A 24,464-nucleotide genomic window follows, 5' to 3' on the forward strand; every position below is an offset into this window, starting at 1 on the left:
CCTGTGTCTCTGATCGCTTCTGACCACTTCCGCATCGTTGTCGGCCTCGGCAAGAGCGGCATGTCCCTGGTTCGCTTTCTAGCGCGCCAGGGCGTGTCGTTTGCTGTGGCTGACACGCGGGAAAATCCACCGGAGCTGGCCACGCTGCGCCGTGACTACCCGCAAGTGGAGGTGCGTTGTGGCGAGCTGGATGTCGAGTTCCTGTGCCGTGCCGACGAGCTTTACGTGAGTCCTGGTCTGGCATTGGCGACGCCTGCGCTGCAAGCGGCCGCTGCCCGTGGCGTGAAGCTCTCGGGTGACATCGACCTGTTCGCGCGTAACGCGAAAGCGCCTATCGTGGCAATCAGTGGTTCCAACGCCAAAAGCACCGTGACCACGCTGGTCGGTGAAATGGCAGTGGCCGCGGGCAAGCGCGTGGCGGTCGGCGGCAACCTGGGTACCCCAGCGTTGGACCTGCTTAGCGATGACATCGAGCTGTACGTGATGGAGCTGTCGAGCTTTCAGCTCGAAACCACCAATCACCTAGGCGCTGAAGTCGCCACTGTACTTAACGTCAGTGAAGACCACATGGACCGCTACAGCGGCCTGCCGGCGTATCACTTGGCCAAACACCGGATTTTTCGGGGTGCGCGGCAAGTGGTGGTCAACCGTCAGGATGCACTGACCCGTCCGCTGATGGGCGAAGGTTTGCCGTGCTGGACCTTCGGTCTCAGTGCGCCAGATTTCAAAGCATTCGGCCTGCGTGAAGAACATGGCGAAAAATACCTCGCCTTTGAATTCCAGAACTTGATGCCTGTACGCGAATTGAAAATTCGTGGTGCCCACAACCAAGCTAACGCTCTGGCTGCATTGGCGCTGGGCCATGCCGCGGGCCTGCCGTTCGACGCGATGTTGTCGAGCCTGCGCACGTTCACCGGCCTTGAGCATCGCTGTCAGTGGGTCCGCGAACTGGATGGCGTGAGCTACTACAACGACTCCAAAGCCACTAACGTCGGTGCAGCCCTGGCGGCTATTGACGGCTTGGGTTCAGACATGGACGGCAAGCTGATACTGATTGCCGGCGGTGACGGCAAAGGCGCCGATTTCAGCGGCCTGCGTGACTCGGTGGCCAAGCATTGCCGCGCCGTGGTGTTGATGGGGCGTGATGCCGACCTGATCGCCGCCGCCTTGGGTGATTCGGTTGCGCAGATCCGTGTGGGTTCGCTCGACGAAGCCGTTGCCCGCAGCCGTTCGCTGGCCTATAGCGGTGACGCGGTGCTGCTGTCGCCTGCGTGTGCGAGTTTTGACATGTTCAAGAACTACGAAGAGCGCGGTCATCTATTTGCTCGCGCAGTGGAGGCCTTGGCATGATCTTCGGCTTCCTGAAACCTTACCCTTCACCGCTGATCACGGGCCGTGGCATTGACCTCGACTTTCCGTTGCTGGCCGGTTGCCTTGCGTTGCTTGGCCTCGGTCTAGTGATGATCACCTCGGCCTCGTCCGAAGTGGCTGCCTTGCAGTCGGGTAACACGCTGTACCACATGATCCGTCACCTGTTCTACATCGTGCTCGGGCTGGGCGCGTGCATCATGACCATGATGGTGCCGATAGCCACGTGGCAGCGCTTGGGCTTCATGTTGCTGATCGGCGCGTTCGGCTTGCTGGTCATGGTATTGCTGCCGGGCATTGGCCGTGAGGTAAACGGTTCGATGCGCTGGATCGGTTTCAGCTTCTTCAACGTACAGCCTTCTGAAATCGCCAAGGTGTTCGTGGTGATTTACCTCGCCGGTTACCTAGTGCGCCAGCAGAAGGAAGTCCGCGACAGTTGGATGGGGTTCTTCAAGCCCTTCATCGTGTTGCTGCCCATGGCTGGTCTGCTGCTGATGGAGCCCGACTTTGGCGCCACCGTGGTAATGATGGGCGCTGCGGCGGCCATGTTGTTCCTCGGCGGTGTTGGCCTGTTCCGCTTCGCGTTAATGGTGGCGTTAGCGGTGGGCGCGGTGTTCGTGCTGGTCCAAGCCCAGCCATATCGGATGGCACGTCTGATTACGTTTACCGACCCATGGTCTGACCAGTTTGGTTCCGGCTACCAATTGACCCAGGCACTGATCGCGTTTGGTCGCGGCGAGTGGTTGGGGGTGGGGTTGGGCAACAGCGTACAGAAGCAGTTCTACCTGCCGGAAGCGCACACCGACTTCGTGTTCTCGGTGTTGGCTGAAGAGCTGGGCGTTGTCGGTTCGTTGCTGACCGTGGCGTTATTCGTGTTTGTCTGCGTGCGTGGCATGTACATAGGCATGTGGGCAGAGCGTGCCAAACAATACTTTTCGGCTTACATGGCGTACGGCCTGTCGTTCCTGTGGATCGGCCAGTTCCTGATCAACATCGGGGTAAACGTCGGCTTGCTGCCGACCAAAGGTCTGACCTTGCCATTCCTCAGTTATGGCGGCAGTTCGTTGGTGATTTGCTGCGTGTGTATGGGTTTGTTGCTGCGCATCGAGTGGGAGAGTCGAACCCACTTGGGCAGCGAAGAGACCGATTTCAAAGAAAGCGACTTCGCAGAGGAGCCGAACCATGGGCGCTAATGTGCTGATCATGGCAGGCGGCACTGGCGGGCACGTGTTCCCTGCGCTGGCGTGTGCGCGTGAGTTTGAAGCACGTGGCTACACCGTGCACTGGCTCGGAACACCGCGTGGCATCGAGAACGAACTGGTTGAACCAGCGGGCTTCACCTTGCACCGGATCAACGTCGCGGGCTTGCGTGGCAAAAGCAAACTGTCGCTGCTCAAAGCGCCGTTTGTGTTGATCAATGCCTTGTTTCAGGCGCGAAAGATTATCCGTCAGCTCAAGCCCGTGTGTGTGCTCGGCTTTGGTGGCTACGTGACCGGGCCTGGCGGCCTGGCAGCCAAGACCTGCGGCGTGCCGGTGATCATTCATGAGCAAAACGCGGTTGCCGGTACGGCTAACCGCTTGCTGGTACCGATGACCCACCGTGTGTGTGAAGCCTTCCCGCAGACTTTTGCGGCCAGCGACAAACTTCGCACCACCGGCAATCCGGTGCGTCCTGAGTTGTTCACCCTCGCACCTCGCGCGGCACTCGAAGGGCGCAAGGCGCGCCTGCTGGTGTTGGGCGGCAGCTTGGGGGCTGAACCGCTAAACAAGCTACTGCCTGAAGCCTTGGCCAACGTGCCGGTCGAGGTTCGCCCTGAGGTGTTTCATCAGGCGGGTAAGCAGCACGATCAGATTACCGCCGAGCGCTACACCGCGGTCGGCGTCGAGGCTGATGTACAGCCTTTTATCAAAGACATGGCCCACGCCTATGGCTGGGCCGACCTGGTGGTTTGTCGCGCAGGCGCACTGACCGTCAGTGAACTGGCTGCGGCCGGTCTGCCTTCGTTGCTGGTGCCATTGCCCCACGCGATTGACGACCATCAGAGCCGTAATGCCGACTTTTTGGCACGTGAAGGCGCGGCCTTCGTGATGCCACAAGCAACAACTGGCGCAGCCGAACTGGCTGCACGCCTGACAGAGGTTTTGATGCAACCGGAACGACTGAACAGCATGGCGAGCAATGCGCGCCGCTTGGCTAAACCCGATGCCACCCGCAACGTCGTAGACATCTGCCTGGAGGTGGCCAATGGTTGAGAATCAGAAAGCCATGCCACAACCGGAAATGCGCCGCATCCGTCGTATCCACTTCGTCGGTATCGGCGGTGTGGGGATGTGCGGTATCGCTGAAGTGCTGCTGAACTTGGGCTATCAAGTGTCGGGTTCTGACCTGAATGCATCGGCTGTGACCGAACGCCTTGAATCGTTCGGCGCGCAGATCTTTATTGGTCACCGCGCCGAAAACGCGGTCAATGCCGATGTACTGGTGGTGTCGAGCGCTGTCAACACGTCCAACCCGGAAGTGGCCAACGCGTTGGAACGCCGTATTCCGGTCGTCCCGCGGGCCGAGATGCTGGCTGAACTGATGCGCTATCGACATGGCATCGCCGTTGCCGGTACGCACGGTAAAACCACCACCACCAGTTTGCTGGCGTCGGTGTTCGCGGCCGGTGGCCTGGACCCAACGTTCGTGATCGGTGGTCGGCTGAATGCAGCGGGCACCAATGCACAACTGGGTACCAGCCGTTACCTGATTGCCGAAGCAGACGAAAGCGATGCCAGCTTCTTGCACTTGCAGCCGATGGTTGCGGTGGTCACCAACATCGACGCCGATCACATGGCAACCTACGAAGGTGACTTCAACAAACTGAAGAAAACCTTCGTCGAGTTCCTCCACAACCTGCCGTTCTACGGCCTGGCTGTGCTGTGCCTAGACGACCCGGTAGTGCGTGAAATTCTGCCACTGGTCAAGCGTCCGACCGTGACTTACGGCTTCAATGAAGGCGCTGACGTTCGCGCAATCAATGTGCGCCAGCAGGGCATGCAAACCTTCTTCACTGTTCTGCGCCCTGACCGCGAGCCGTTGGATGTGTCGGTCAACATGCCGGGCAACCACAACGTGCTGAACGCCTTGGCCACCATTTGCATTGCCTCGGATGAAGGCATCAGCGATGAAGCCATCGTTCAAGGCCTGTCGGGCTTCCAAGGCGTGGGCCGACGCTTCCAAGTCTACGGCGAGCTGCCAGTTGAAGGCGGCAACGTGATGCTGGTTGATGACTACGGTCATCACCCAACTGAAGTCGCAGCAGTGATCAAAGCGGTGCGCGGTGGCTGGCCGGATCGTCGACTGGTCATGGTTTACCAGCCGCACCGTTTTAGCCGCACCCGTGATCTGTACGACGATTTCGTGCAGGTTCTGGCCGATGCCAACGTGCTGTTGTTGATGGAAGTCTACCCAGCGGGCGAAGAGCCTATTCCGGGTGCTGACAGCCGTCAGCTGTGCCACAGCATTCGTCAGCGCGGCCAGTTGGACCCGATCTACATTGAGCGCGGCGTTGAGCTGGCGCCGATCGTCAAGCCGCTGTTGCGCGCTGGCGACATTCTGTTGTGCCAAGGAGCGGGCGACATCGGCCGCCTAGCGCCACAACTTATCAAGAGTCCGTTGTTCGCCGGCGCTGTTATCGCTGCCAACGAGGGGAAGCTGAAATGACTGCTGCTTACGCCAATCTGTTCTCGACCATCGCCCCAGCCGAATTCGGCCGGGTAGCGGTGTTGTTCGGCGGTAAAAGCGCCGAGCGTGAAGTGTCTTTGAACTCGGGCAATGCCGTACTCAAGGCCTTGCAGGGTGCTGGCGTCAACGCCTTCGGTATCGATGTGGGCGATGACTTCATCAGCCGTATCACCTCCGAAAAAATTGACCGCGCCTTCATTATTCTTCACGGCCGTGGCGGCGAAGACGGGAGCATGCAAGGCCTGCTGGAATGCCTGGGCATTCCTTACACCGGCAGCGGCATCTTGGCTTCGGCACTGGCCATGGACAAGCTGCGCACCAAACAAGTGTGGCACAGCCTAGGGATTCCAACCCCGCGTCACGCCGTACTGAGCAGCGAAGCCGATTGTATTTCTGCGGCGAAGGAACTGAGCTTCCCTTTGATCGTCAAACCGGCGCATGAAGGTTCAAGTATCGGTATGGCCAAAGTGAGTAACGTGGACGAGTTGATCGCCGCGTGGGCCGATGCCATCAAGTACGACTCGCAAGTTTTGGTTGAGCAGTGGATCTCGGGTCCCGAGTTCACCATCGCCACTCTGCGTGACCAGGTGTTGCCTCCGATTGCCCTGGGTACGCCCCACACCTTTTACGACTACGACGCCAAGTACGTGGCCAACGATACCCAGTATCGAATCCCGTGCGGCCTTGATAGCGACAAGGAACAAGAGCTTATGGAACTCACGGCGAAAGCCTGTGAGGCGATTGGTATTGCCGGTTGGGGCCGTCTGGACGTGATGCAAGACACCGATGGCCAGTTCTGGCTGCTGGAAGTCAACACCGCGCCGGGCATGACTGACCACAGCCTAGTGCCGATGGCGGCCAAGGCTGCTGGCCTGGATTTCCAGCAACTGGTGCTGTCGATTTTGGCAGCCAGTGTTGAGGCGCGAGGTTAAGACCATGCAAGGCGCATCGCTTCGTCATCAGCAACCCGTACCCGGCCGCAAGCCGGTGCCACGGGGTGCCAGCCGAATGGTGGCTAAAGAGCCGATGTCCGCGCGTGTGCCAAAAGCCAACTTTGGTTTTTTGAAAGTGCTGTTTTGGCCGGTGTTGCTGGTGGTGCTGGGGTTCGGTACGTACGAAGGCGCACAACGCCTGATGCCGTACGCGGATCGACCGATCACTAACATCAATGTGCAGGGTGATTTGACCTACATCAGCCAGCAGGCCGTGCAACAGCGTATTGCTCCTTATATGGCCGCGAGTTTTTTCACGGTCGATCTGGAGGGCATGCGCACCGAGCTTGAACAAATGCCATGGATTGCCCACGCCGAAGTCCGTCGGGTGTGGCCGGACCAAGTGGTGATTCGCCTTGAAGAGCAACTGCCGGTGGCACGTTGGGGCGATGAAGCACTGCTGAACAACCAGGGTCAGGCGTTTACCCCGCGTGAGCTGGCCAACTACGAACATTTGCCGCAGCTGTTTGGCCCACAACGGGCTCAACAACAAGTGATGCAGCAGTATCAGGTGCTGAGCCAGATGCTGCGTCCAATGGGCTTTTCGATTGCCCGTTTGGAATTGCGTGAGCGCGGTAGCTGGTTCCTGACCACCGGAGCTGGCAGTGCAGGGCCTGGAATCGAGCTGCTGTTGGGGCGCGATCACTTGGTAGAGAAAATGCGTCGTTTCATAGCCATCTATGACAAGACGCTGAAAGATCAGATTACAAACATAGCGCGCATTGATTTGCGTTATGCCAACGGATTGGCCGTCGGCTGGCGGGAACCTGTGGCACCCACGGCAGCCCAACCCGCTGTCGCGAAGAATTAAGAAGAGGCAGGACCCATGGCAAACGTGCAAAGCGGAAAAATGATCGTCGGTCTCGATATCGGCACCTCCAAAGTGGTGGCGCTGGTGGGCGAGGTCGGGGAAGACGGCACCATCGAAATCGTCGGTATTGGCACGCATCCGTCCCGTGGCCTGAAGAAGGGCGTGGTGGTGAACATCGAGTCCACCGTGCAATCGATCCAGCGCGCTATTGAAGAAGCGCAGCTGATGGCCGGTTGCCGGATTCACTCGGCGTTCGTTGGCGTTGCGGGCAATCACATCCGCAGCCTGAACTCCCACGGCATTGTTGCGATCCGCGACCGTGAAGTCAGCACTGCCGACCTTGAACGCGTTCTCGACGCTGCCCAGGCGGTTGCGATTCCGGCTGACCAGCGCGTATTGCACACCTTGGCGCAAGACTACGTGATCGACAACCAAGAGGGCGTTCGTGAGCCTCTGGGCATGTCGGGCGTGCGTCTGGAAGCCAAAGTGCATGTGGTCACGTGTGCGGTAAACGCTGCGCAGAACATCGAAAAGTGCGTACGCCGTTGCGGGCTTGAAGTCGATGACATCATCCTCGAGCAACTGGCGTCGGCGTATTCGGTACTGACCGATGACGAGAAAGAGCTGGGCGTGTGCCTGGTCGACATCGGTGGCGGCACCACCGACATCGCGATCTTCACCGAAGGCGCGATTCGTCACACGGCTGTGATCCCGATTGCCGGTGATCAAGTGACTAACGACATCGCGATGGCGTTGCGCACACCGACTCAATATGCCGAAGAAATCAAAATCCGTTACGCCTGCGCACTGGCCAAACTGGCCGGCGCGGGTGAAACCATCAAAGTACCGAGCGTGGGCGATCGTCCTCCGCGCGAGCTGTCCCGCCAGGCCTTGGCCGAAGTGGTCGAGCCGCGTTACGACGAACTGTTCACCCTGATCCAGGCGGAGCTGCGTCGCAGCGGCTACGAAGACCTGATCCCGGCCGGCATCGTGCTGACTGGCGGCACTTCGAAAATGGAAGGCGCAGTCGAGCTGGCAGAGGAAATCTTCCACATGCCGGTTCGCTTGGGCGTGCCGCACAGCTTCAAAGGTTTGACCGACGTTGTGCGCAATCCGATTTACTCCACCGCTGTGGGCTTGTTGCTGTACGGGCTGCAAAAGCAGTCAGACGGTATCTCCATATCGGGTATCAGCAACCGCGACAACTACAGCAGTGATGAACAAAAAGCCCCTGTCTTCGAGCGCCTCAAGCGTTGGGTTCAGGGCAATTTTTAAAGCTTGAGCAGTAAAAGATTCAAAAGCAGTAGAAGTAGGCGAAAAAAACTAGAGAACTGAAAGGAGAGGGACCATGTTCGAACTCGTAGACAACATCCCGCAAAGCCCGGTAATTAAAGTTATCGGTGTTGGTGGTGGCGGTGGCAATGCTGTTAACCACATGGTTAAGAGCAACATCGAAGGTGTGGAATTCATCTGCGCCAACACTGACGCGCAAGCGCTGAAAAGCATTGGCGCGCGTACCATCCTGCAATTGGGCACTGGCGTGACCAAAGGTCTGGGTGCCGGCGCAAACCCTGAGGTCGGTCGTCAGGCCGCTCTGGAAGACCGCGAGCGCATCGCAGAAGTGCTGCAGGGCACCAACATGGTGTTCATCACCACGGGCATGGGCGGAGGTACCGGTACCGGTGCTGCGCCGATCATCGCTGAAGTGGCCAAGGAAATGGGGATTCTCACCGTTGCGGTGGTGACTCGTCCGTTCCCGTTCGAAGGTCGCAAGCGCATGCAGATCGCTGACGAAGGTATTCGTCTGTTGTCCGAAAGCGTCGATTCGTTGATCACGATTCCGAACGAAAAACTGCTGACCATCCTCGGTAAAGACGCAAGCCTGTTGTCGGCGTTCGCCAAGGCCGATGACGTACTGGCCGGTGCCGTTCGCGGTATCTCCGACATCATCAAGCGTCCGGGCATGATCAACGTCGACTTTGCCGACGTACGTACGGTGATGAGCGAAATGGGCATGGCGATGATGGGCACTGGCTGCGCCAGCGGTCCGAACCGTGCACGTGAAGCAACTGAAGCGGCGATTCGCAACCCGTTGCTTGAAGATGTGAACCTGGAAGGCGCTCGCGGCATCCTGGTTAACATCACTGCCGGTCCTGACCTGTCTCTGGGTGAGTACTCCGACGTGGGTAGCATCATCGAAGCCTTCGCGTCGGAACACGCCATGGTCAAAGTCGGTACCGTTATCGATCCGGACATGCGCGACGAACTGCACGTGACCGTGGTTGCTACTGGTCTGGGCGCGAAAATCGAGAAGCCGGTCAAAGTGATCGACAACACCGTTCAGGCGTCGTACGCGGCTCAATCGGCCCAGTCGGCTCCATCGCGTCAAGAAACCCGTGTAGAGCGCCAGGAACTGCCAGCGGTTAACTACCGTGATCTGGATCGCCCGACCGTGATGCGTAATCAGGCTCAGCATGGCGCTACTGCGGCGGCCAAACTGAATCCACAAGATGACTTGGACTACCTGGACATCCCGGCATTCCTGCGTCGTCAGGCTGATTAATGAAATCAATCAGGGGGATTAAGGTGATTGGTGTTCAGCAAAGGTTCGGTCTGCTATTATCGCCAGCCTTTGTTGATACCAGTTCGCAATTTGCGCTGAAGCGGCCAATGCCATGATTAAACAACGCACCCTGAAAAATATTATCCGTGCCACAGGTGTCGGCCTGCACTCCGGTGAGAAGGTCTATCTGACCCTCAAGCCTGCGCCTGTGGACACCGGCATTGTGTTTTGTCGTGCAGACCTTGACCCTGTTGTGCAGATTCCTGCCCGCGCGGAAAACGTCGGCGAGACAACGATGTCGACCACGTTGGTCAACGGCGATGTAAAAGTAGACACGGTAGAGCACTTGCTCTCGGCCATGGCTGGCCTGGGGATCGATAACGCCTACGTCGAACTCTCCGCGTCTGAAGTCCCGATTATGGACGGTAGCGCCGGACCTTTCGTGTTTCTGATTCAATCTGCCGGCCTGGAAGAACAGGACGCGCCGAAGAAGTTCATCCGTATCCTGCGTGAAGTGACAGTGGAAGATGGCGACAAACGCGCCACTTTCGTCCCTTTCGAAGGCTTCAAGGTGAGCTTCGAGATCGATTTCGACCACCCTGTTTTCCGTAACCGCACCCAAAGCGCAACCGTGGATTTCTCAAGCACTTCGTTTGTAAAAGAAGTCAGCCGCGCGCGTACCTTTGGCTTCATGAGTGACATCGAGTACCTGCGCAAGCACAACCTCGCACTCGGTGGCAGCGTGGAAAACGCGATCGTAGTCGATTCGGATGGTGTGCTGAACGAAGACGGTCTTCGCTACGAAGACGAATTTGTGAAGCACAAAATCCTCGACGCCATTGGCGATCTCTACCTGTTGGGCAATAGCCTGATTGGTGAGTTCAAGGGCTTCAAGTCTGGCCATGCACTGAACAACCAGCTGCTTCGCAAGCTGATTGAGCAGAAAGATGCGTGGGAAGTCGTGACCTTTGAAGACGCCAGCACTGCACCGATCTCGTACATGCGTCCGGTTGCGGCAGTTTAAGTAAAACTTCTTTCTCTAGTTTTTGAAGGCCACCCTCGGGTGGTCTTTTTTTTTGTGCGCTCTCGCAGGCTATTCCGTTTATTAAAGCGCTGCACGCAGTCCAACTGGAGGAGGGAGCTTGCTTCGCGCTCTTTTGCTCTTTTAAGCGATCGCCAGGCAAGGGCTTAGCTGGCTGGTTTGGGCTTCAGCGCATTTAGCCCCGTCTCATTGATGTTCACCACTCGGTTTCGTCCACCTTTTTTGGCCTGATACAGCGCTTTATCGGCAGCGCTGAGCAGAGTGTCCTGATGTTCCCCAGGTTTTGCATAACGGGTGCACGATCCCACGCTGACAGTCAGCGTTCGATGGCCCGGCATCACCGGCGGCATGTACTCAACGGCTAGGCGAATTTTCTCGGAGAGCTGCCGTGTGCCAGCAGCGTCAGTTTCTGTCAGCACCAGCGCGAACTCTTCACCTCCGTAGCGGGCTGTCAGGTCTGCTGGGCGTCGTACGTGGGCCTTAATGACCTGCGCCACTTGGCGTATCGCCTCATCACCTGCTTGATGCCCGTAGCTGTCATTGAAGGTTTTGAAGTGGTCTATGTCGATCATGATCAGCGAAACCGGGTTACCCGTGCGTTGCACTCTGCGCCATTCCAGATCCAGGATCCGATCTAGGGTGCGACGGTTAGCCAGCCCCGTCATAGGGTCGGTCGATGCCAGTGCCGCGAGTTCGTGTTCTGCATAATGGCGCAGATGCAGTTCGCGAATCAGGAGCCAAGTCAGCCACAGTAAACCCAGGCACAACATCAGCGTTACGCTGCCGATTATCAGGGCGGTGTGCTGCCAGTTGTCAAAAATACTCCAAGCCGAGACTGCCACCACTACGATGATGGGCAGGTCGCGAACTTGGGCAAAGTTGAACAGGCGTTTATGGTGGTAGACCCCCGAAATGGCCATAAAACTGCCATAACGATCGTTTATAAGCCGAATAAAGTTCGATGCATGGCTAAGGTCTTGGCCGATAGCGAGTACGGTGGTTGGCGGGTATTGCATCATGAGTGTGCCGTCCGTGTTCAGGATGCTGATGTTGCCCGTCGGCCCAATGTCCAAGCCCCGAAACAGACTTTGAAAATAGGCCAGCTTCATTTCCCCTGCAGCAACCCCCGCAAACGCACCGTCTGGCGCCGAAACTCTACGGCTGAGAATAATGACCCAGTCCTGGGTGTCCGGGTTGGCTAGGTAAGGATGGCTGATGTTCAGGTCGGTGCTGGTGCTGTTCAAATGAGCTTTGAACCACGGCTGTTGGTTGGCGTTGTCTGGAATGTGTATGTCTGGTTTGGAGCGGGTTATCAGCTTGCCTTGAGCGTCCAGCACAAAGAACCCGGCATTAGATGGAGTCTCATTGGTCCTGTCAAAGAGCAATGAATGCTGGGTTTGCGTCGGTAGCGTGGACAAAGCCTTGGTTTGCAGCAATTCGATCAGGCTGCTGAGCGCCGAATCATAGATGGAGAAGGTGTTGCGAATATCGCGATTGATCAATTGCACAATGTTTAGCGCTGAGCGCTTTGCATCTTCTTCGGTATTGCGGTACTCGCGGACCAGTAAAAAGCCGACGATGCTGAGAATCACAACAACCGTGCACACGGCTGTCCCGATCAACATGCCTCGAGTAATGATGGGTGTACGCAAAGAGTATTTAATGGCATTTCCCTCGCGGCGGTAAATCGTACACGCCCTTAGGTACAGCCCTTTAGGCACAAGGCCAGCTAAAAAGCTGGCCTTTTGGTCACGATTTAAAACACATCGAGAGGATAGTCAATAATCACGCGGTACTCATCAACGTCATGGTCGACTGTTTGATAAACCGCATTGCCCCGGTTGGTTGCCCAGCGCAGGGTCAGGCCCAGGTTTTTGGCTTTGCCTTCCTGAACCACATACTTGAGGCCCAGGTCTCGCTCCCAGTGATGGGCGTTTTTGCCGTCGGGGTTGTACCAGTTGCTGTAGCCGATGCTGTTGGGGGCGGCTTTGGTCAGGTCCAACTCACCGCGTGAGTACGAGGCAGTGCTGGTTAGGCCGGGAATACCGAGGCCGGCGAAGTCATACTCGTATTGCAGTTTCCAGGAGCGCTCGTTCGGGCCGTTGAAATCCGAATACTGCTGCGAGTTGTCGAGGTAAATGCTGTCGCCTTGGTTGATGTAGTCAAACGGGGTATTGCCGTTGACCCGCTGATACACCGCTGTCACTTTGTGCCCGTCAATCCCCACCGCCATGTGCAGGCTGAAGGTGTTGTTGCTGATGTCACCCAGAAGCGCCTTGCCGCTGTCCTGCGTGTGATAGAAATGCAGGCCGGGGTTCAGGGTAACGCTGTCGCTCAGGGTGTGGGTGTAATCCAGATCGTAGTAGTACTGGTTCCACACATCCTTGAGTTGCGCCGCGTACAGGTTGCTGGTGATCTCGGGCATGCCGCTGAACGCCGCGCCCGCCCAGGTCAGGTGTTTAGTGGTCTGGTCGCCCAAATCGCCGTAGGTAGTGGTCAGGCGCCTCATGCCGCTCTGGTTGTAAGGCTTGTCGAAACTGACCTGGCCACCCTCGAACATCCACCCAGCGAAACTGTGGTTGGTCAGGCTAATGCCTTGGAAGGTCTGCGGCAGCATGCGTGTTTCACCGCCCGCAATTACCGGGTTGGTTAAAAACAGGTCACCGGCTTTGAGTTCGGTATCAAACGCTCGCATTTTAAACGCGGCACCACCCGACGAAAAATCGGTGGGTGCTTTGCCGTTGCCACTGCCGACCGGCAGGATGCTGCTGCCATCTGTGCCGCCACCACCGTCCAGTTTCAGGCCCAGCATGCCATAGGCATCCAGTCCAAAACCGACCACGCCGGGCGTGAAGCCTGATGAGAACTTGGCGATGAAGCCTTGGCCCCATTCTTTGCTGTCATCAAGATGGGAGCTGCGGATGTCGTGGTTCATGTAGTAGTTGCGCAGGTGCAGGTTCAGGCTTGAACCGTCGATAAAACCGTCTTTGGGCGTGTCGTCGTCAGCGTGTGCAAGTACCGGAATCATTGCAGTTAATGCGATGAATAAAGGACTGAGCTTAAGGGAGTGCTTCACCATTGGGAGGCTCCTTGATAGTGGCGGCAGTTTTTATTTTCTTTACGTATTCAGTTCTTATTTGCAGGCATCCCTACGGAGGTAATGCCTTTTTTTAAAACAAAAAAAAGCCGCTAGCATAGCGGCTTTTGAAACAATCAGTCACATATGAGGCCTGAGACTGACTGTGTCGGGAGTTTCTTGCACGTGAAATCAGCTGTCTTTTGATTCATTCGACACGCTGGTTTTAACCTGCGTTTGCTGGGGTTTTGCATCATTTTTATGGCTGGCTGCGAGTTCCGTTTGGTGCTCTTCAAAGGCGGCTGCGCGGGCTGCATTTTGAGCGATAAACGCAGGTGATTCTTCCGCCATTGCCAAAGGTGACAACAACAAAGACGACAAAACGAAAACGCTAGCCATACCCATACTGGTGGACATTTCAGGACCTTCTTGCTTAGCAAGTGCTGTGTGATGGCGCTAATTTATAGCGCCAGCTGCACACGAAACAGAGCGTATTCGTACAAGGACTGTTGCGTTTTGAGTAACAAAGGAAAGCACTGAACTATGGAGGCGAGGTTGTCAGACCGGTAAATACAGCCCAAATGTATTGCGCCCGTCAGCGCTGCGTACAAACACATCCCCGCCATGCATCAGCGCAATGGCTTTGACAATGGCCAGCCCAAGGCCGTGATTGGCGCCGCTGTTATGGCGGGCGGCATCTACCCGGTAGAAACGCTCAAATAAGCGCGGCAAATGCTCTGCGCTAATCGCTTGCCCAGGGTTACTGATGCTGATACTTGCTCGTTTGCCGGTGTGCTCGATCAATACCTCAATCTGCTGCCCGGCTTCGGTGTGCTGCACGGCATTGCTCAGTAAGTTGATCAACGCCCGGCGCAAATGGGCCGTTTCGATGTTGACCTCGGCATCGCCGCTCACCTGCACCGTGACTTGCGCGTCCTCAAGAATGAACTCCAGATAATCCAACGTGGTTGCCACTTCGCCCGCCAGTGACGCACGGGTAAGTTTGCTGGCCTTGCTGCCTTGATCTGCGCTGGCCAGAAACAGCATGTCATTGATGATGCTGCGCAGCCGTTCGAGCTCCTCTAGGTTGGATTGCAGCACTTCAAAATAATGTTCGGCGGAGCGCCCGCGGGTCAGCGCTACTTGGGTCTGGCCGATCAGGTTAGTCAACGGTGAGCGCAGTTCGTGGGCCACGTCGGCATTGAAGGACTCAAGGCGCGTATAGGCCTGTTCAACCCGGTCCAGGGTTGAATTGAAGGCACTGACCAATTGCTCAAGTTCAGGTGCCAGCGGCGACAACTTGAGCCGACCGGACAAGCGCGGGGGCGCCAGTTTTTGCGCTTCCTGCGACAGTTTGATCAAGGGCTTGAGGCCGATATGCGCCACCCAATAACCCAAGGCGGATGCCAGCAGTACGCCAATGATTGCGAGGCTGATCAAGGCAACCAGCAAATGGTGTTGGGTCTGACGAAAGGTTTCGGTGTTGATGGCGATTAAAAATCGCAGCGCCGGGCGTTGCTCCTTGGCCGGGATTTGATTGATCAGCACCTTGTAGGGGGCCGCCTTGCCGGGTATGTATAAGTCGCGAACGCCTGTCGGACTCTGGGCAAAGGCGCGTATTTGCGCGTCGGGCGCGCCGTATTCGTAGTGAGGGTCGCCGCTCACGGCCCAAAATCGGATGCGTTTGTCTTCTTCGCTGAGCAGGGTGAGTTTTGCGCTGATCTTGGCCCAGTGATCCGGGTTGCCAAAACGGTTGATTGACGACTCCAGCACGCTGAACCGCGCATCCAATTCGGCTTCGGGCAACAGGCCTATACCCTTGTCGACCTGCTGATACAGCGCCCCGCCGATCAATACAAACACCAGCAAGGCCACCAGCGTGAACATCGCACTCAGACGCAGGGCGATAGAGTTCAAGCCGTTGGGCCGTTTAAACACTGCGCCGCTCCAACACGTACCCCATGCCACGAATGGTGTGCAGCAACTTGTGCTCGAAAGGCCCGTCTAGCTTAGCGCGCAGGCGCTTGATCGCGACTTCGACCACGTTGGCGTCACTGTCGAAATTGATGTCCCAAACCATCTCGGCAATCGAAGTCTTCGAGAGAATTTCGCCCTGACGCCGTGCCAGCACGCTGAGCAATGCGAATTCTTTAGCGGTCAGGTCCAGGCGACTTCCGGCGCGACTGGCTTTGCGGCTGATCAAATCTATCCACAGGTCATCGACAGTCACTTGCACGGGCTCATGACCGCCACTGCGCCGGGTCAAGGCTTGCAGGCGGGCGACCAGTTCTAAAAACGAAAACGGCTTGCCCAAATAATCGTCCGCGCCTTCGCGCAAGCCGCGAATCCGGTCTTCAACACGCTCGCGGGCAGTCAGCATGATCACCGGCGTTTGTTTGCGTGCGCGCAAGGCCCGCAGCACACCAAAGCCATCGATGCCCGGCAACATCACGTCGAGCACTATCACGGCGTAATCGCTTTCGAGCGCCAGGTGCAAACCCTCGACGCCGTCGCGTGCCACATCCACCGTATACCCTTGCTCTGTTAGCCCACGATGCAGGTAGTCGGCGGTTTTTTCTTCATCTTCAATAATTAGAACGCGCATAAACCGCCTCAGTGATCCGCCGCCAGTGAGCGGGCAGGTTGGGATCGATGGAACAATCGTTCGAGCCACAAGTATATGACGGGCGTGGTAAACAGCGTCAGCGCTTGGCTCACCAGCAAGCCGCCGACCACGGCAATCCCCAATGGCTGGCGCAGTTCGGCGCCGGTGCCGTAGCCGAGCATCAGCGGCAGCGCGCCGAGCAAGGCGGCGAGGGTGGTCATGATGATCGGTCGAAAACGCGTGATGCAGGCTTCATAGATCGCGGCTTCTGGGCTTAGGCCACGGCTGCGCTGGGCGTCGAGCGCGAAGTCGATCATTAGAATGCCGTTTTTCTTGACGATCCCGATCAACAGCACCAGCCCGATCAGAGCCATGATCGAGAAGTCCTGGCCACATATCCACAGCATCAACAGCGCGCCCAGACCCGCAGAAGGCAAGGTCGAGATGATCGTCAGTGGGTGCACAAAGCTTTCGTACAGCACCCCCAGAATGATGTACACCGCCACCAGCGCTGCCAGAATCAGCCACGGTTGGCTGGCCAATGAGCTTTGGAAGGCTTGCGCGGCGCCCTGGAAGTTGCCGCTGATGGTGCTCGGCATGCCGATTTCATTCTTCGCCTGATTGAGCATTAGCACTGCATCGCCCAAGGCCACGCCGGGGGCCAAGTTGAACGACAGGTTAGCGGCCGGAAACATCCCGTCATGGCTGATCGACAGCGGGCCGCTGGTGGGGGCATCCACCTTGGCCAGGGCCGACAGCGGCACCATCTCGCCCGTTAGCGGTGAGCGCAGGTAGAAGTAGTTCAGGCTTTCGGCCTTGCCGCGCTGCTGGGTGTCGACCTCAAGAATCACGTTGTACTGGTTGATTTCGGTCTGGAACTCATTGATCTGGCGCTGACCGAAGGCGTCGTACAACGCTTCGTCGACGTCGGTGGCGGTCAGGCCAAAGCGTGCCGCGGCTTTGCGATCGATGTTGATGTGGGTGATGCTGCCGCCCAGTTGCAGGTCGTTGGACAGGTCGCGGAAGGCGGGGTTGGCGCGCAGTTTTTCCGTCAGGCGCTGCGTCCAAGTCGTGAGCGTCGGCCCGTCGTTACTCTTGAGCACGTACTGGTACTGGCTGCGACTTGGCCCGGAGCTCAAGTTGATGTCTTGCCCTGCTCGCAGGTACAGCACGATGCCCGGTACCTTGGCCAGTTGCGGGCGGATACGGTCGATAAACTCGCTGGCCGACACATCACGATCCCCCCGGTCCTTTAGGGCAATCCAGAAGCGGCCGTTGGCGATGGTCTGGTTGCTACCGGTGACGCCCACCGAGTGCGAAAAAGCCTGCACGGCCGGGTCTGCGCTGACAATTTTGGCCAGGGCCAAGTGTTTTTGCTTCATGTCCGCGAATGAAATATCAGAGGCTGCCTCGGTGGTGCCCAGCACAAAGCCGGTGTCTTGTACCGGGAAGAATCCCTTGGGGATCAGTACATAGCCGACGATGGCCATGGCCAGCGTCACGCCGAAAACCCCCAGCATCAGCCGCTGGTGGGCCAAGGCACGCTTCAAGCCTTTTTCATATAGCGCCAGCAAGCGTTCGCCAAAACCGGGTTTGGCGTCGGGGTGATGCACGGGCGAGCGCATAAACAGCGCAGCCAAGGTGGGCGCCAGGGTCAACGACACCAGCACCGAAATCATGATGGTCGAGGTCGCGGTCAGGGCGAACTCTTTAAACAGCCGCCCGACCACGCCGCCCATAAACAATAGCGGGATAAAGGCCGCCACCAGCGAGAAGCTGATCGAGACCACGGTAAAGCCAATCTCGCTGGAACCCTTGATCGCCGCGTCGCGCATGCTTTCGCCGGCTTCGAGATGGCGATGGATGTTCTCCACCACCACAATCGCATCGTCGACCACAAACCCCACGGCCACCACAATCGCTACCAGCGTCAGGTTGTTCAGGCTGAACCCGAGCACGTACATCAGGGCGAAGCTGGCGATCAGCGATACGCCGAGTACCGCCGACACAATTAAGGTGGCCGACCATTGGCGCAAGAACAGCGCCATCACCGCGACCACCAGCAGCACCGCGATCAGCAGGGTGATTTCAACTTCATGCAGGGAGGCGCGAATAGTTTTGGTCCGGTCGCTCAGCACCGTCACCTCAACCGAGGCCGGGAGCATGGCTTGCAAGCCGGGCAGGGCGGCTTGAATTCGGTCCACGGTGTCTACGATGTTGGCCCCCGGCTGGCGTGAAATCACCAGGTTGAGCCCCGGCTGGTGCCCGGACCAGGCTTGCACGTAGTCGTTCTCGGAACCGTTGATCACCCGCGCCACGTCGCGTAGCTGCACCGGCGCGCCGTCTTTGTACGAGACGATCAACTGGCCGTACTCCTCGGCATCGAACAACTGGTCGTTGGTCGACAGCGTGGAAATGCTCGATGGCCCGTACAGCGCGCCCTTGGCCAGGTTGAGGCTGGTTTGTTGCAGGGCTAGGCGGATGTCGGCCAAGGTCAGGCCGATGGCGGCCAATTTGTCGGCTGAGGCTTGCACCCGGATTGCCGGACGTTGCTGGCCGGTAATGTTGATCAGGCCCACGCCGTCGATCTGGCTAATTTGCCGGGCAAGCAGGGTTTCGACGTAATCACTGAGTTCAGTGCCGGGCATCAGAACCGAACTGATGCTCAGAATCAGCACCGGGCTGTCAGCCGGGTTGACCTTCTTCCAGGTCGGCAGTGTCGGCATGTCTTTAGGCAGTTTGCCGGACGCGGTGTTGATCGCGGCTTGGACTTCTTGAGCGGCGGTATCGATGCTTTTTTCAAGGGTGAATTGCAGGGTCAGCGTGGTCGAGCCCAGCGCGCTGCTGGACGTCATTTGCGTCATGCCGGGAATGGCGCTGAACTGCACCTCCAGCGGCGTTGCGACCGACGACGCCATGGTGTCCGGGCTGGCGCCGGGCAGTTGCGCCGAGACCTGAATGGTCGGGAACTCCGCCTCGGGCAACGGGGCAACCGGCAGGCGCGGAAAGGCAATCACCCCCAACAACACCAGGGCGAACGTCAACAAAACCGTGGCAACCGGATGGTCAACGCACCAGGCCGAAAGTGAACGGCTAGGGGTCATGGTTGCACCGGTTTAACGTTGTCCGCGTTACCAAGGGTTGGCTCGCTCAAGGTTTCTATCCGTGAGCCGGGTTTAAGCCGCGACTGGCCATCGCTGACCAGCGTATCGCCCACATTGACGCCGCTGACGATAGTTAGCTCGGTGTCTTGATACACCACTTGCACGGGCACGGTTTCGACCTCATCGCCTTTGACCCGGTACACGAAATAATTGTCCAGCCCGCGCTGCACCACTTGCGGCGGTACAACCAGCGCGTGTTGATCGAGGCCGGTCTGAACCTCGATATTCACCAACTGCCCCGGCCACAGCGTGTGTGTAGGGTTGTCGAACTGAGCTTTGACTTTGATCGTGCCGGTCGTGGCCGACACCTGGTTATCAATCAGGCTCAAGCGGCCTTCGCCCAGCAGTGTGCTGCTGGGATCGGCGTCACCCACGAAGGCTTTGACCCGCGCAGGGTCTTTGGCGGCGAGTAACGCGTGCAAGGTTGGCAACCATTGCTGAGGCAGCGAAAACTCAACGGCAATCGGGTCGAGTTGGGTGACGGAAAACAGCCCTTGGGTATCGCTGACCCGTAGGAAGTTACCCGGATCGACCGCGCGAATTCCCACGCGTCCCGTCACCGGAGAATGAATCTGCGTATACGACAGCTGCACTTTGGCGGCCTCAATGGCCGCCTGATTGCCCTGCGCGGTGGCTTTTAGTTGATTAACCAGCGCTTGCTGTTGATCAAGTGTTTGTTTGGAGACACCGTTGTCGACGCTGAGCAACTGGTAACGTTTGAGATCGATCAGTGCGCCTTGCAACTGCGCTTGATTTTGTCCCAGTTGCGCGTTGGCCTGAGCGAGGCTGGCTTTGATCGAGCGATCATCCAAGGTGGCCAACAGATCACCGGCGTTGACGGTCTGACCTTCTTTTACCAGCAACTGAGTGAGGATGCCGTCAATCTGCGGGCGAATCATCACACTGTGCAGCGACAGCACGGCGCCGATTCCGTTGACATAGCGCGGCACATCGTGCTGCACCACTTGAATAACGCGCACCGGGACAGGCATGCCCGCGACTGATTTGTTCGGTATGGGGCGTTTGAACTGCCATATAACGGCGCCTATCAGGACAATAACCAACGTGCCCACTAGTATTTTTTTAGCTTGAATGCCCATGCCGTAAAGACGCCGTGTGCGTGGAAAAGGGATGTGACGGTTATAGCGTTTCGACCCGGTCAGCAAGGTGACAGCAAACTGACATTACGGACAGGCGGGTAAAAAAAGTGTCATGGGTGTCAAGAAAGATCCGCCCGCGTCGATAGCTTTTATAGGAAGGGCTGAAGCCTTTCCTTTAAAGAGGATGGGGTGAATGACGAACTGGGTGCTGGGTTTTACGGCTTGCACGATTTTTCTGTTCTCGGGTGAGGTAAACGCACAATCGGTGGTGAGTGGCGGGGTGATTCGCTTTCACGGTGCAATTACTGAGCCGTCTTACGATATAAGGCCAGCCAATGGCGTGGATTTGGGGGAGGCAACAAACCTCATCGAAGTGATCCCAGGCGTTGTGATTGCCGTTCACATGCCCTTCGCAGGTCTCCTTGGCACAGAGCCGCAGATTGATACCTCATTTGAAGAACTGAAAACCAGCGCCAACCCGTCTGGCGGCAAAAGAGGCCTATTGACGATTTCCTACCGGTGAGTGCTCCGCGGGGTAGATCGGGCAGGTATACTGCGCCGTCTTGTGCCCACTGGCCTGATCCTTACCCGTATTCCGGAGCTTTCATGACTACTCCTACACAACCGACTGCTCCTGATGCCGTGAGCGCTGAACAGGCTGAAAACGAAACTGCTGTGAACACCCCGCAAAAGCCGGTGATTCCAGCGTTCACCTTCCCGTTCAAACCTTCTGAGTTTGCCAAGGCCAAGGGCAACACCGAAGGGCAGACGCATTACAAAAAGGGCGAAGGTCATGGCCACCGTAAAACCCCTGGCGCAGCCCCTGCTGGCACGCGTCGTTCGATGGGTAAGCGCTAATTTAAGGTCCTTCCAAACTGCCGGCGGCTTATAGCGCTTCGCGGCGGATTACCTGCATGCCGTGCCGCAGGTAAAGGCGACGGGCTGGGTGATTGTGTTCCATGACCTTCAGGTCGACGCTGGGCTCCCCACGTTGCTTGAACACGCGGAACACATGGCTGAGCAATGCACCGCCCACGCCGCGCCCCTGCAAGCGTGGATGCACCACCAGGTCTTTGAGATAAGCGCTGGTCCAGGCTTGAGCCACGCCCGCCACTTCATCGTTGAATAGGCTGACAAAGCACAATTGCGGGTCATATTCGGCGTCATGCAGCAGGGCGTGTTGCCAGTCCAGCAGCGATTCAACACTGCCGTGCCCGGTGGCATAGCCCTGTTCGAGTAAGGCGTGTACGCGCGGCAACAGCTCATCGTTCAGTGGCGTAAGCCGAATACCTTTTGGCCACTGCACAGGGGCCAAGGGCTGGCGCAGGTCTTTGCGCAACAACAGGCAATACTCGCTCATCGAGGTCAGTAACCTTGCTCTGTCACCGTGCGTGCGGCGAGGATCAGGCATTGCGTCAACTCAGGCGACGAAAACTTGGTGAGTACCGCATTGGCTCCGGCCAGACGGGCTTTCTCGCTGTTCATGGCGCTGTTGAGCGAGGTGTGCAGCAGCACATACAAATGCGCAAAGTCTGGGGTTTCGCGCACGGTGCGGGTGAAGGCGTAGCCGTCCATCTCGGACATTTCGATGTCTGAGACCAGCACATTGATTTGCTCCGAGGTGCCATGCAGTTCCAGTAGACGGTCGATGGCTTCCTTGGCGCTGCGAGCGGTGTGGCAGTGCAGGCCGAGATTGCGCAAGGTCAGCACTGATTGTTGCAGCGCCACCTGGCTGTCATCGACCACCAAAATCCGTGCGTTGGCCAGCAGCTTAGTGTCTTCGCGACTGAGGGTTTGAGTGTGTTGTTCAATGCGGGCAGGGGTGATGCCGTGAATCACTTTTTCGATGTCCAGCACCTGGACCAATGCGCCATCGACTTGAGTCACGCCAGTGATGTAAGAGCGCTTGCCAGAGCCGTAGGGCGGCGGACGAATATCGGTGCTCAGGCAATGCACGATCTTACTCACGGCCTGCACGTGTAATCCCTGCTTGGAACGGCTGACATCGGTCACGATCAAGCAGCCACCGTCGGGATCCAGCAACGGTTGCTCACCAATAGCGCGACTCAGATCGATGACCGACAGCGACGCTCCGCGTAACACGGCAATGCCTTTCACGTGTGGGTGCGACTCGGGCATTTTGGTCAAGGGCGGGCACGGAATGATCTCACTGACCTTCAGCAGGTTGATTGCCATCAGTTTGCCGCTGCGCAACGTGAATAACAGCAAAGACATCGAGTCGGCGCGGGCGTGGGTGGATGACATAAAATCCTTCCGTTGTAGGGGCAGCGATTCCGGGTTATCGACCTTATTACCGATTCCTGTAGGCAGAGCCAATCGAAGCTTCACAGGGGTATTTATTTCAAGCCCAGGCGCTTGGCCATTCGTCCCAGATTTGCCCGGTCTAGCCCCAGCTCTCGCGCGGCGCTGGCCCAGTTGTGCTGATGGCGTTCTAGGCAGGCGCTGATGAGCTGGCGCTGGTAGTTCTCGGTGGCCAAGCGCAAGTCGCCCACGGCAAGCGGCATGACCTGGGGCTCAATCACGGCTGCGTTTTGAGGGGTGGCGGGCAAGTCCAGATCCGCCGCAGTCAAGGTCAGGATCCGTGGCCGGGTTTTGCAACTGCCTAATGCCTTAAGGGCGCTGCGGCCGATCAAATGCTCCAGTTCGCGCACATTGCCCGGCCATGAGTAGTGCGTCAGTGCGGCCTGTGCGTCCGGGCTCAGGCGCAAACTGCCCAGGCCCATGCGCGAGCGGTTTTGCTCCAGAAAGAAACCGCTCAACAACAGCACATCGCGCCCGCGTTCACGCAGGGCAGGCACGTTTAGCGGGTAGACGCTTAGTCGATGGTAAAAGTCTGCGCGGTAGCGACCACTGCGCACCTCTTCGGCTAGGTCGCGGTTGGTTGCGGCGATCAGGCGCACATCCACTTGATGCTCCTGATCCGAGCCTAGGCGCTGCAACTGCCCGCTTTGCAGCACGCGCAGTAATTTGGCCTGTACGGTCAGTGACAGTTCGCCCACTTCATCCAAAAACAGCGTGCCGCCATTGGCCAGTTCGAACTTGCCGCGCCGATCGCTGGTTGCGCCGGTAAAGGCGCCTCGCACATGGCCAAACAACTCGCTCTCAACCAAGGTGTCGGGCAGCGCGGCGCAGTTCAGGCTGATCATCGGTTTGTCCGCACGGGGCGACGCCGCATGAATCGCTTGTGCCACCAACTCCTTTCCGACTCCGGTTTCGCCGGTGATCAATACCGTCAGGTCGCTGCTGCCCACCAGGGCAATTTCTTCGAGCAAGCGTTTATGGGCTTTGCTCTGGCCGATCAGCTCTCTATTAGGCGTGTGATGGGCTTGGCGATATAGCTCGGCTTTTTGCTGTTCGTCAGCCACCCGCAACGCCAGGCGCTCAATACGTTGAGCCACGTTGACCGTGGCAGCTGCGAGGCTGGCAAAGGCTTGCAGGGCATCCAGTTCAATAGGCTCAAAGCGTTTCGGGTCTAGCGCATCAAGGGTCAGCAGGCCCCAGGGACGCTCATCGACAAACAGCGGACAGCCCATGCAGTCGTGAATTTCCAGGTGTTCGGCCAGCCCGTCGACCAGTCCGTCATAAGGGTCTGGCAGTTCGCAGTGGTTGGGAAAGCGCGTCGGACCAGGGCTGCTGAGCAGCACTTCAAAGCGCGGGTGCTCGCTGACCTTAAAGCGCCGTCCCAGTGTGTCTAGGCTCAAACCGTCTACCGCGAGCGGCACCAGCCATTCGCCGTCAAGGCGCAGCAGTGCGGCAGCATCGCAGGGGAGTACGGCACGCATGGCTTCAAGCAAGCGTCGGTAGCGCTCGCTTTCGGGCAGTTCGCGAGACAAGTCCGCGACCAATGGCAGCAGGGCAGTAAGCAACAGTTTTGCAGTCATTTTGACCTCATGTAGTCGAAGTGACTATAAATCAGCTTGAGTCATAATGACTATATTGTATTTAAGTTGCTGTTTTTAAAGGACTTTAAAGTTGGCATGAAAACTGACTACTCA

Annotated in this window: 21 protein-coding genes; 11 read left to right on the forward strand and 10 right to left on the reverse strand. The window is 57.8% G+C overall.

Features of this window, described 5'->3' with window-relative positions:
- Nucleotides 1-3: 3 nt before the first annotated feature.
- The 9 genes from murD (at nucleotide 4) to lpxC (ending at nucleotide 10,485) form a co-directional block, all read left to right on the forward strand.
- Complete coding sequence (gene murD / locus B347_RS0104940; protein ID WP_019408600.1) at nucleotides 4-1,350, forward strand: UDP-N-acetylmuramoyl-L-alanine--D-glutamate ligase; 1,347 nt, start codon at nucleotides 4-6, stop codon at nucleotides 1,348-1,350.
- Nucleotides 1,347-2,561, forward strand: a complete 1,215-nt coding sequence (gene ftsW, locus B347_RS0104945; RefSeq protein WP_019408601.1) for a putative lipid II flippase FtsW — start codon at nucleotides 1,347-1,349, stop codon at nucleotides 2,559-2,561. Before murD ends, ftsW begins: the two co-directional genes overlap by 4 nt.
- Nucleotides 2,551-3,621, forward strand: coding sequence for an undecaprenyldiphospho-muramoylpentapeptide beta-N-acetylglucosaminyltransferase (gene murG, locus B347_RS0104950; RefSeq protein ID WP_019408602.1), 1,071 nt, complete (start codon nucleotides 2,551-2,553; stop codon nucleotides 3,619-3,621). Before ftsW ends, murG begins: the two co-directional genes overlap by 11 nt.
- A complete protein-coding gene (gene murC, locus B347_RS0104955; protein ID WP_019408603.1) occupies nucleotides 3,614-5,074 on the forward strand; it encodes a UDP-N-acetylmuramate--L-alanine ligase in 1,461 nt (486 codons plus the stop codon). Before murG ends, murC begins: the two co-directional genes overlap by 8 nt.
- Complete coding sequence (locus B347_RS0104960; protein ID WP_019408604.1) at nucleotides 5,071-6,027, forward strand: D-alanine--D-alanine ligase; 957 nt, start codon at nucleotides 5,071-5,073, stop codon at nucleotides 6,025-6,027. Before murC ends, B347_RS0104960 begins: the two co-directional genes overlap by 4 nt.
- Before the next feature lie 4 nt (nucleotides 6,028-6,031).
- A complete protein-coding gene (locus B347_RS0104965) occupies nucleotides 6,032-6,898 on the forward strand; it encodes a cell division protein FtsQ/DivIB (protein WP_019408605.1) in 867 nt (288 codons plus the stop codon).
- A 15-nt stretch (nucleotides 6,899-6,913) separates the two neighbouring features.
- On the forward strand, nucleotides 6,914-8,173 hold the full coding sequence (gene ftsA, locus B347_RS0104970; protein ID WP_019408606.1) for a cell division protein FtsA: 1,260 nt from the start codon (nucleotides 6,914-6,916) through the stop codon (nucleotides 8,171-8,173).
- A gap of 73 nt (nucleotides 8,174-8,246) precedes the next feature.
- Entirely contained in the window at nucleotides 8,247-9,461 is a 1,215-nt protein-coding gene (gene ftsZ, locus B347_RS0104975) for a cell division protein FtsZ (protein ID WP_019408607.1), read from the forward strand.
- Nucleotides 9,462-9,573: 112 nt separating this feature from the next.
- The gene (gene lpxC, locus B347_RS0104980; RefSeq protein WP_019408608.1) at nucleotides 9,574-10,485 is read left to right on the forward strand and encodes a UDP-3-O-acyl-N-acetylglucosamine deacetylase; all 912 of its coding nucleotides are present in this window, start codon (nucleotides 9,574-9,576) and stop codon (nucleotides 10,483-10,485) included.
- Between the two features lie 164 nt (nucleotides 10,486-10,649).
- Here lpxC and B347_RS0104985 read toward each other — a convergent pair whose 3' ends face one another.
- From B347_RS0104985 to B347_RS0105015, 7 genes are all read right to left on the reverse strand, one after another.
- Nucleotides 10,650-12,128 (reverse strand): sensor domain-containing diguanylate cyclase, encoded by a 1,479-nt coding sequence (locus tag B347_RS0104985; RefSeq protein WP_019408609.1) that lies wholly within the window; start codon nucleotides 12,126-12,128, stop codon nucleotides 10,650-10,652.
- A gap of 131 nt (nucleotides 12,129-12,259) precedes the next feature.
- Nucleotides 12,260-13,579 (reverse strand): OprD family porin, encoded by a 1,320-nt coding sequence (locus B347_RS0104990; RefSeq protein ID WP_026013992.1) that lies wholly within the window; start codon nucleotides 13,577-13,579, stop codon nucleotides 12,260-12,262.
- 192 nt (nucleotides 13,580-13,771) lie between these two features.
- Nucleotides 13,772-13,996 carry a hypothetical protein gene (locus tag B347_RS0104995; RefSeq protein WP_019408611.1) on the reverse strand — a complete coding sequence of 75 codons (225 nt, stop codon included), beginning with the start codon at nucleotides 13,994-13,996 and terminating at the stop codon, nucleotides 13,772-13,774.
- A gap of 141 nt (nucleotides 13,997-14,137) precedes the next feature.
- The gene (locus B347_RS0105000) at nucleotides 14,138-15,517 is read right to left on the reverse strand and encodes a heavy metal sensor histidine kinase (protein WP_019408612.1); all 1,380 of its coding nucleotides are present in this window, start codon (nucleotides 15,515-15,517) and stop codon (nucleotides 14,138-14,140) included.
- Nucleotides 15,510-16,184, reverse strand: coding sequence for a heavy metal response regulator transcription factor (locus B347_RS0105005; RefSeq protein ID WP_019408613.1), 675 nt, complete (start codon nucleotides 16,182-16,184; stop codon nucleotides 15,510-15,512). Before B347_RS0105005 ends, B347_RS0105000 begins: the two co-directional genes overlap by 8 nt.
- 8 nt (nucleotides 16,185-16,192) lie before the next feature.
- A complete protein-coding gene (locus B347_RS0105010; protein WP_019408614.1) occupies nucleotides 16,193-19,288 on the reverse strand; it encodes a multidrug efflux RND transporter permease subunit in 3,096 nt (1,031 codons plus the stop codon).
- A complete protein-coding gene (locus tag B347_RS0105015) occupies nucleotides 19,285-20,448 on the reverse strand; it encodes an efflux RND transporter periplasmic adaptor subunit (protein ID WP_019408615.1) in 1,164 nt (387 codons plus the stop codon). Before B347_RS0105015 ends, B347_RS0105010 begins: the two co-directional genes overlap by 4 nt.
- 193 nt (nucleotides 20,449-20,641) lie before the next feature.
- Here B347_RS0105015 and B347_RS0105020 point away from each other — a divergent pair, with 193 nt between their 5' ends.
- A complete protein-coding gene (locus B347_RS0105020) occupies nucleotides 20,642-20,971 on the forward strand; it encodes a hypothetical protein (RefSeq protein ID WP_019408616.1) in 330 nt (109 codons plus the stop codon).
- An 83-nt stretch (nucleotides 20,972-21,054) separates the two neighbouring features.
- On the forward strand, nucleotides 21,055-21,306 hold the full coding sequence (locus B347_RS0105025) for a hypothetical protein (protein WP_019408617.1): 252 nt from the start codon (nucleotides 21,055-21,057) through the stop codon (nucleotides 21,304-21,306).
- Nucleotides 21,307-21,334: 28 nt separating this feature from the next.
- Here the strand turns inward: B347_RS0105025 and B347_RS0105030 are convergent, their stop codons facing one another.
- From B347_RS0105030 to norR, 3 genes are all read right to left on the reverse strand, one after another.
- Nucleotides 21,335-21,808 (reverse strand): GNAT family N-acetyltransferase, encoded by a 474-nt coding sequence (locus B347_RS0105030; RefSeq protein ID WP_019408618.1) that lies wholly within the window; start codon nucleotides 21,806-21,808, stop codon nucleotides 21,335-21,337.
- A 5-nt stretch (nucleotides 21,809-21,813) separates the two neighbouring features.
- Nucleotides 21,814-22,713 carry a chemotaxis protein gene (locus tag B347_RS0105035; RefSeq protein WP_019408619.1) on the reverse strand — a complete coding sequence of 300 codons (900 nt, stop codon included), beginning with the start codon at nucleotides 22,711-22,713 and terminating at the stop codon, nucleotides 21,814-21,816.
- Between the two features lie 92 nt (nucleotides 22,714-22,805).
- A complete protein-coding gene (norR, locus tag B347_RS0105040; protein ID WP_019408620.1) occupies nucleotides 22,806-24,350 on the reverse strand; it encodes a nitric oxide reductase transcriptional regulator NorR in 1,545 nt (514 codons plus the stop codon).
- Nucleotides 24,351-24,464 lie beyond the last annotated feature (114 nt).

It is taken from the genome of Pseudomonas psychrophila HA-4 (genome assembly GCF_000282975.1).
GTDB classification, from domain to species: domain Bacteria; phylum Pseudomonadota; class Gammaproteobacteria; order Pseudomonadales; family Pseudomonadaceae; genus Aquipseudomonas; species Aquipseudomonas psychrophila_A.

Bases quoted from the DNA above. Each gene is read 5' to 3' on its own strand.
- ftsA (WP_019408606.1), top strand. From the start codon at position 6,914: ATGGCAAACGTGCAAAGCGGAAAAATGATCGTCGGTCTCGATATCGGC.
- ftsZ (WP_019408607.1), top strand. From the start codon at position 8,247: ATGTTCGAACTCGTAGACAACATCCCGCAAAGCCCGGTAATTAAAGTT.
- murC (WP_019408603.1), top strand. From the start codon at position 3,614: ATGGTTGAGAATCAGAAAGCCATGCCACAACCGGAAATGCGCCGCATC.
- B347_RS0105030 (WP_019408618.1), bottom strand. From the start codon at position 21,808: ATGAGCGAGTATTGCCTGTTGTTGCGCAAAGACCTGCGCCAGCCCTTG.
- B347_RS0105025 (WP_019408617.1), top strand. From the start codon at position 21,055: ATGACTACTCCTACACAACCGACTGCTCCTGATGCCGTGAGCGCTGAA.
- murG (WP_019408602.1), top strand. From the start codon at position 2,551: ATGGGCGCTAATGTGCTGATCATGGCAGGCGGCACTGGCGGGCACGTG.
- B347_RS0105010 (WP_019408614.1), bottom strand. From the start codon at position 19,288: ATGACCCCTAGCCGTTCACTTTCGGCCTGGTGCGTTGACCATCCGGTT.
- B347_RS0105015 (WP_019408615.1), bottom strand. From the start codon at position 20,448: ATGGGCATTCAAGCTAAAAAAATACTAGTGGGCACGTTGGTTATTGTC.
- norR (WP_019408620.1), bottom strand. From the start codon at position 24,350: ATGACTGCAAAACTGTTGCTTACTGCCCTGCTGCCATTGGTCGCGGAC.
- lpxC (WP_019408608.1), top strand. From the start codon at position 9,574: ATGATTAAACAACGCACCCTGAAAAATATTATCCGTGCCACAGGTGTC.
- B347_RS0104965 (WP_019408605.1), top strand. From the start codon at position 6,032: ATGCAAGGCGCATCGCTTCGTCATCAGCAACCCGTACCCGGCCGCAAG.
- B347_RS0104995 (WP_019408611.1), bottom strand. From the start codon at position 13,996: ATGTCCACCAGTATGGGTATGGCTAGCGTTTTCGTTTTGTCGTCTTTG.
- B347_RS0105020 (WP_019408616.1), top strand. From the start codon at position 20,642: ATGACGAACTGGGTGCTGGGTTTTACGGCTTGCACGATTTTTCTGTTC.
- B347_RS0104985 (WP_019408609.1), bottom strand. From the start codon at position 12,128: ATGTTGATCGGGACAGCCGTGTGCACGGTTGTTGTGATTCTCAGCATC.
- B347_RS0105005 (WP_019408613.1), bottom strand. From the start codon at position 16,184: ATGCGCGTTCTAATTATTGAAGATGAAGAAAAAACCGCCGACTACCTG.
- ftsW (WP_019408601.1), top strand. From the start codon at position 1,347: ATGATCTTCGGCTTCCTGAAACCTTACCCTTCACCGCTGATCACGGGC.
- B347_RS0105035 (WP_019408619.1), bottom strand. From the start codon at position 22,713: ATGTCATCCACCCACGCCCGCGCCGACTCGATGTCTTTGCTGTTATTC.
- B347_RS0104960 (WP_019408604.1), top strand. From the start codon at position 5,071: ATGACTGCTGCTTACGCCAATCTGTTCTCGACCATCGCCCCAGCCGAA.